This window comes from Achromobacter sp. UBA5777, assembly GCF_002418565.1.
In the GTDB taxonomy this organism is placed as follows: domain Bacteria; phylum Pseudomonadota; class Gammaproteobacteria; order Burkholderiales; family Burkholderiaceae_B; genus Achromobacter; species Achromobacter animicus.
Map to the genome: position 1 here is coordinate 47,687 of NZ_DIEJ01000261.1, position 6,530 is coordinate 54,216.

General features: G+C 67.0%; 6 protein-coding genes. 1 reads left to right on the plus strand and 5 read right to left on the minus strand.

The window, feature by feature from the left end:
- Positions 1–46 precede the first annotated feature (46 nt).
- Genes B3446_RS22655 through paoA form a run of 4 tightly spaced genes read right to left on the minus strand, consistent with a single transcriptional unit; the run spans position 47 to position 4,324 of the window.
- Entirely contained in the window at positions 47–505 is a 459-nt protein-coding gene (locus B3446_RS22655) for a DUF6389 family protein (RefSeq protein ID WP_291385196.1), read from the minus strand.
- A gap of 30 nt (positions 506–535) precedes the next feature.
- Entirely contained in the window at positions 536–2,737 is a 2,202-nt protein-coding gene (gene paoC / locus B3446_RS22660) for an aldehyde oxidoreductase molybdenum-binding subunit PaoC (protein WP_291385198.1), read from the minus strand.
- A 4-nt stretch (positions 2,738–2,741) separates the two neighbouring features.
- Positions 2,742–3,692, minus strand: a complete 951-nt coding sequence (locus B3446_RS22665) for an FAD binding domain-containing protein (protein WP_291385200.1) — start codon at positions 3,690–3,692, stop codon at positions 2,742–2,744.
- Entirely contained in the window at positions 3,689–4,324 is a 636-nt protein-coding gene (gene paoA / locus B3446_RS22670) for an aldehyde dehydrogenase iron-sulfur subunit PaoA (RefSeq protein ID WP_291385201.1), read from the minus strand. Before paoA ends, B3446_RS22665 begins: the two co-directional genes overlap by 4 nt.
- Before the next feature lie 207 nt (positions 4,325–4,531).
- Here paoA and B3446_RS22675 point away from each other — a divergent pair, with 207 nt between their 5' ends.
- The gene (locus B3446_RS22675; RefSeq protein ID WP_291385203.1) at positions 4,532–5,200 is read left to right on the plus strand and encodes a nucleotidyltransferase family protein; all 669 of its coding nucleotides are present in this window, start codon (positions 4,532–4,534) and stop codon (positions 5,198–5,200) included.
- Here B3446_RS22675 and B3446_RS22680 read toward each other — a convergent pair.
- The gene (locus B3446_RS22680) at positions 5,197–6,372 is read right to left on the minus strand and encodes a hybrid sensor histidine kinase/response regulator (RefSeq protein ID WP_291385205.1); all 1,176 of its coding nucleotides are present in this window, start codon (positions 6,370–6,372) and stop codon (positions 5,197–5,199) included. The genes B3446_RS22675 and B3446_RS22680 overlap by 4 nt on opposite strands.
- Positions 6,373–6,530: the final 158 nt, after the last annotated feature.

Below are 6,530 nucleotides of genomic sequence, written 5' to 3' on the forward strand. Positions count from 1 at the left end.
CGGCAAAAGGAGGGCAGTTTACGGCGAATCGACGAACCGCGTCTTTTCACTTCTCCCGAGCGCCAGCCAGTATGCGCGGCAGATCCGTACCGTAATCGTCATGGGCATACACCATCGCCGGCAAGGGCGACACGAGGCGGCCGCCTTGCTCCCATAGCGATTCAACCCAATCGGCCGCCACGTCGGCAATCGCGTCCTGCACGCAGAACGCCGGCTCGCTGGAGAACATGGGCACCGGCGGCTCCAATCCCGCTTCGCCGTGCACGACGTCAAAGAGATCGCGGTAGCCCTCGATGGCCTTGTTCAGCACGTACAGGTCCGGCCCTTCCAGGCCGATCACCACCGAGAAGGTCCCCTCGCCGCCCTGGTCGGGAAAGATGCCGAACTGGATTTCGCGCGCCTTCTCGGGCAATCGCGCAAACATCCCGGCCAGCGTGCGCAGAGCGTCCGCCGTTTGCGCGTCCAGGATGCGGCGCAGTGCGTCTTGATAGTCGTGTTTCGTCATCGCGCCAGCATAGCGCATGGCGGCATCGCATCACGCGTCGGACGGCATCTGCGCCAACAGCTTGTCCAGCGTCACCGGATAGTCCCGCACACGCACGCCGGTCGCGTTGTACACCGCATTGGCAATCGCCGCCGCCACACCGCACAGCCCCAATTCGCCGACGCCCTTGGCTTTCATGGGCGAAGACACCGGATCGTCTTCGTCCAGAAAGATGACCTCCTGGCGCGGAATGTCGGCATGGACGGGGACCTCGTAACTTGCCAGGTCATGATTGACGAAGAATCCCGCGCGATGGTCGACCGCCAGCTCCTCCATCAACGCCGCGCCCACGCCCATGGTCATGGCGCCGATGACCTGGCTGCGCGCGGTTTTGGGATTGAGGATGCGGCCAGCGGCGCAGACGGCCAGCATGCGGCGCACGCGGGTCTCGCCGGTGGCGGCGTCCACGGCCACTTCCACGAAGTGTGCGCCGAACGTGGATTGCTGGAATTTCTTGTCCAGGTCGCCGAACTCGATCGCGTCTTCCGCGATGAGCTCGCCGCCCGACACCGCGCGCGTCAGCGGCGCGCTGCGCCCGCTGGCGTCCGTGACCACGCCGTTGGCGAACACCGCGCCCTGCTCGTCGAATCCCAATCGCTCCACGACCAGCGTCCGCAGTTTTTCGCAGGCGGCATACACGCCCGCCGTGGAACTGTTCGCGCCCCACTGCCCGCCCGAGCCTGCGGATACGGGAAAGGCCGAATCGCCCAGCCGCACCACCACGCGGGACAGCGGCACGCCCAGCATCTCGGCGGCGGTCTGCGCAATGATGGTGTAGCTGCCCGTGCCAATGTCGGTCATGTCGGTCTCGACGATGACGCGCCCCGCCGCATCCAGCCGCACGCGTGCGGCCGACTTGGTCACCAGATTGTTGCGAAAGGCGCTGGCGACGCCCAGCCCGATGAGCCAACGCCCTTCGCGCCGCGTGCCGGGCTTGGGATCGCGCTGGTCCCAGCCGAAATGCCGGGCGCCCGTCTGCAGGCATTCGACGAAACGCCGCTGGGAGAACGGCCGGGATGGATCGGTGGGATCAACCTGCGTGTCGTTGAGCACGCGAAACTGCACGGGGTCCATGTCCAGCGCTTGCGCCATCTCGTCGATGGCAATTTCCAGCGCCATCATGCCGGGCGCCTCGCCGGGTGCGCGCATCGCATTGCCTTCGGGCAGATCCAGCGTCATCAGGTTCAGCGCGGTGCGCTGATTAGCGCCGGCGTATAGCAGCTTGGTCTGCTGCACGGCCTCTTCGGGCTGGCCGTCCGGCAGGTCGCCGGACCAGCTCTCGTGCGAGATCGCCGTCAGCTTGCCGTCGCGCCCCGCGCCCAGCCGGATGCGCTGGATCGTGGCGGGCCGGTGCGTCGTGTTGTTGATGATCAGCGGACGCGGCAACGCCACCTTCACCGGCCTGCCGGCCGCTCGCGCGCCCAGCGCAGCCAGCAAGGCGTCCGCCCGCACGAACAGCTTGCCGCCGAAGCCGCCGCCGATGTAGGGCGAGATCAGGCGCACATTCTCCTTGGGAATGCCCAGCGTCCTGGCCACATCGGACCGCCCCCAGGCGATCATCTGATTCGAAGTCCATATCGTGAGCTTGTCGCCCTTCCAGACTGCAAGCGAGGCGTGCGGTTCCATCATCGCGTGCGACTGGTCGGGCGTGGTGTAGGTGTGATCGACCGTGACCGGCGCCGCGGTGAACGCAGCGTCGAAGTCGCCCGCGTCGGTCTTCGGGATGTGCTTGCCGGATGCGCCGTGGTCCCGCTTCTGCGCTGCCAGGTCGAACGCGCCTTGCCGCCGCTCGTACTGCACACGGATCAGTTTGGCGGCCGCGCGGGCCTGCTCGAACGTGTTGGCGACCACCAACGCAATCGCCTGGTGATAGTGCTGGATGTCCGGACCGCCCAGCAGCGTGGCCGTGTTCATCTTGCCCTTGCCCAGCTTGCCGGCATTCTGCGCGGTCACGATGGCCAGTACACCCGGCGCCCGGCTCGCAAGCTCGGTATCAATGGCCGTGATGGCGCCCTTGGCAATCCCCGCGCCCACGACGTAGCCGACCGCGGGATTGGGCGCGATGTCGTGGTGCTCATACGCGTAAGGGGCCTGGCCGCTGGTCTTGAGCGGTCCATCGATGCGATCGACGGGCTGGCCCACGACCTTGAGCTGATCGATCGGGTTCTGTGTCGCGGGAGTATCGAATTTCATGAGTTCACGCCCTCGCTTCCATCAAGACCGAACCGAGCGCGCGGCGCGCCAGCGTCAATTTGAAACCGTTATCCGGCGTCGGCTTGGCGCCGGACAGCAGCGCATCGGTCACGCGCGCCGCGCCGTCCGGCAAATACGCTTCCGCCGCTTCGCTGCGCCAGGGCTGCGGCGCCACGCCGCCCAGCGCCACCCTGCCGGTGCCATCGTCTTGCACGACGGCGGCCACCGCCACCAGCGCGAAGGCGAACGACGCGCGATCGCGCACCTTGCGGTAGAGGTGTTTGCCGCCCAGCGGTTTGGGCAGCACCACCGCGGTGATCAGTTCGCCGGCCGCCAGATGGGTCTCGATGTGCGGCGTGCCTTCCGGCGGGCGATAGAAATCGGCAATGGGAATCACCCGCCGCGTGGCGTCGGGCCGAACCGTCTCGATCTTCGCGTCCAGCAGGCGCATGGCCACAGCCATGTCGCTGGGATGCGTGGCGATGCAGGCGTCGCTGGCGCCGATCACCGCCAACTGGCGCGAGACGCCGCCGATTGCGGAACAGCCGCTGCCGGGCACGCGCTTGTTACAGGGTTGGTTGGTGTCGTAGAAATACGGGCAGCGCGTGCGTTGCAGCAGATTGCCGGCGGTCGTGGCGCGGTTGCGGATCTGCCCCGACGCGCCAGCCAGCAGCGCGCGCGCCAGCACCGCGTAATCGCGCCGCACCACCTCGTGGGCGGCAAGGTCCGCATTGCGTACGACGGCGCCGATGCGTAGCCCGCCGTCGTCCGTGGGTTCGATGCTGTCCAGACCCAGGCCGTTGACATCGACCAGGTGGACGGGCGTTTCGACTTCAATCTTCATCAGGTCCAGCAGATTGGTGCCGCCTGCAATGAACCGCGCGCGCGGCTCGCGTGCCGCGCTGGCAGCGGCCTCGGCATCGGTGCCGGGACGCTCGTACGTGAACGATCTCATGCCTTGCCCTCCGCGACGTCTTCAATGGCGTCCAGGATGTTGGAATACGCCCCGCAACGGCAGATGTTGCCGCTCATGCGTTCGCGGATCTCCTCGGGCGTCAGCAACGGGCGCTCGGTCAACGAGTCGGTGACATGGCTGGGCATCCCGCTTGCGGCCTCGTCCAGCATGCCGACGGCAGAGCAGATCTGCCCCGGCGTGCAGTAACCGCACTGGTAACCGTCATGCTTGACGAACGCGGCCTGCAGCGGATGCAGCGCGCCGGGCGTGCCCAACCCCTCGATGGTCGTGATCTGCTGGCCGTCGTGCATGACGGCCAGCGTCAGACAGGCATTGATCCGCCTGCCATCCAGCAGCACCGTACAGGCGCCGCACTGGCCATGATCGCAACCCTTTTTGGTGCCGGTCATGTGCAGGTGCTCGCGCAGCGCGTCCAGCAGGCTGGTGCGCACATCCAGCGCCAATTCATGCGTGCGGCCGTTCACATTCAGCGTGACCGTGGTGGTCAGGTTGTGCGCCGGCGCGGCGCTTTGGGCTGCGGACATGGTTGTTGTCCCGAGTGCGGTGGCTGAGGCGGCGCCCGCTTTGAGCAGGTTGCGCCGCGAAATCTTGATATCGATGGAATTTTCCAAGGCTGGAACTCCTTTGAGCATTCGGCGGGCCGCAGCTCGCCATCAGCGCGCGCTATCAGCAAACCGTGTTCCTGGCGGCGCCGGCCACGGCATGCCGGGTGCCGCGCTACCGCGCGCGTGAAAACGGGGCGGATTTCCCGATAAGATCGTCGTCAATCGATGATAGCGACGGGAACCGCCCGGCCGCCACGCCCGTTTGACAAGAAAATGTTCGATCTCGAAACCAATCCGGACAACGCCGATCGCAACCGCTGCGTGGGCATCCTGCTAGCTGCCGGACACGGCCGGCGCTTTGCCAGCGCAGCCGCGGGCCAGGACAAGCTGCTCGCGCCCCTTGCAGACGGCACACCTGTCGTCATGGCGGCCGCGTCGTCCCTGCTGGCTGCGGCGGCCGGCGTTGTGGCGGTCGTCCGCGCGGGCAACGACCGCGTCGCGGCATTACTGGCGCAAGCCGGATGCGAGGTGGTCACAATCGGCCCGAACGCCGAGGGTAAGAACGCAGGCATGGGCGACAGTCTGGCCGCGGCCGCACGGCACGTCATGCGCACCGCAAGCCCGGACGTGGAATCCTGCCTTGTCGCGCTTGGCGACATGCCCTGGATCCGCGCGGATACCTTTCTGCGCGTTGCAGAAGCGGCTAGTGTGCATCCCATCGTCGCGCCGACATGGCAGGGCCAGCGCGGCCACCCGGTCGCGTTTCAGCGATCGATCTGGCCGGCGCTTGCGGCGCTGGCGGGGGATGTGGGCGCACGTTCCGTATTGGCCCGTCATGGTGTGACCGAGCTGGCGGTCGATGATGCGGGCGTATGTGCCGATGTGGATACGCCGGATGATCTGTCCACCGCAGAATGCGGTGGACGATCTGCGACGCCCTAGGCGGGCGTCGCGTCGCCGCGTGGCCGGGCGATCACCGCCGCGCCGGCCGAAGCCGCCCGCCGCGGCAGGACCACGCGGAAACTCGTCACGTCGTCGCGCGAGTCCGCGCTGATGCAGCCGCCATGCGACACCACGATCTGCTGCGCAATGAAAAGCCCCAAGCCCAACCCGTGGTGACCGCCGGGTCGCCGCGCGCCGCTGCGGAATGGGTTGAACAGATGGGGCAGCAGCTCCGGCGGAATGGTGCCGCCATTGGAAACAGTGATGACCACCTCGCCGGCGTCCTCGCCATTGACCTCGACTTGCACCGGGGCGGTCTTGCTGCCATGGTGCAAGGCGTTGCCCACCAGGTTGGCGATCACCTGCGAAATGCGCTGGCCGTCCCATGCGCCGGCCGCGTCGCCACGGCAGTGCGACGCGACCTGGCGATCGGGAAAGCCCGTGCGCACCTCGTCCAGCGTGCGCTCGACCAGCGCCCCCATGTTCAGTTCCGAGGGCGCCAGCGTCAGCCCGCCCGCCTGGCGAATGCGCGTCACATCAAGCAAGTCTTCGATCAGACACGACATGCGCTCACTGCTTTGCAGCATGCGCCGCGCCAGGCTCGAAGTGCGTTCGTCGTCGCCCTGGCGCTGCAGCACGGTGGCGCCCATGATGATGGCCTGCAAGGGCGTGCGCAGATCGTGGCTCAGCACCGCCATGAACATTTCGTTGACCCGCAGCGCTTCGGTGCGCTCTTCGAGTTGCTGCGCCAGCGCACGCTTGCGCTCGTGCAATTCGAAGAACACGTTGGCCTTCGTGCGCAGCATGTACGGGTCGACGGGCTTGTACAGAAAGTCCACCGCGCCGCTTTCGTAGCCGCGAAACTGCCAGTTCTGTTCGCGCGAACCGGCGGTGATGAAGATCAGCGGAATGTGGCGCGTGCGCTCGCTGCCGCGGATCAGCTCGGCGAGTTCGAAGCCGTTCATGTCGGGCATCTGCACGTCCAGCAGCGCCAGCGCAACGTCGCCGTGGCGCAGCAGCAGTTCCAGCGCCTGCGGGCCGGACTGGGCCTTCAGCACTTCGACACGGTCGCTGGCGAGCAGCGCCTCTAGCGCAATCAGATTCTCCGGAACGTCGTCGACCAGCAGGCACTTGATGCGGTCGTCGTGAGATAGGGCTGATGTCGGGATCATGGTGTCAATGCGTTTGGGTTTCAGGGCAGCCGCCTTGTGGGCAACTGCGCGAACACGGCGGCAATCTCGTCGGGCGTCAGCGCCCTTGCCGCCGGAACCAGCGCCAGTGCGGCGTCGGGCATCGTGGGCGCCGCTGCCGACGCCGCCGCCTGCACCAG

Coding starts and splice junctions, on each gene's coding strand:
- B3446_RS22655 (WP_291385196.1), bottom strand. CDS start 505: ATGACGAAACACGACTATCAAGACGCACTGCGCCGCATCCTGGACGCG.
- paoC (WP_291385198.1), bottom strand. CDS start 2,737: ATGAAATTCGATACTCCCGCGACACAGAACCCGATCGATCAGCTCAAG.
- B3446_RS22665 (WP_291385200.1), bottom strand. CDS start 3,692: ATGAGATCGTTCACGTACGAGCGTCCCGGCACCGATGCCGAGGCCGCT.
- B3446_RS22675 (WP_291385203.1), top strand. CDS start 4,532: ATGTTCGATCTCGAAACCAATCCGGACAACGCCGATCGCAACCGCTGC.
- B3446_RS22680 (WP_291385205.1), bottom strand. CDS start 6,372: ATGATCCCGACATCAGCCCTATCTCACGACGACCGCATCAAGTGCCTG.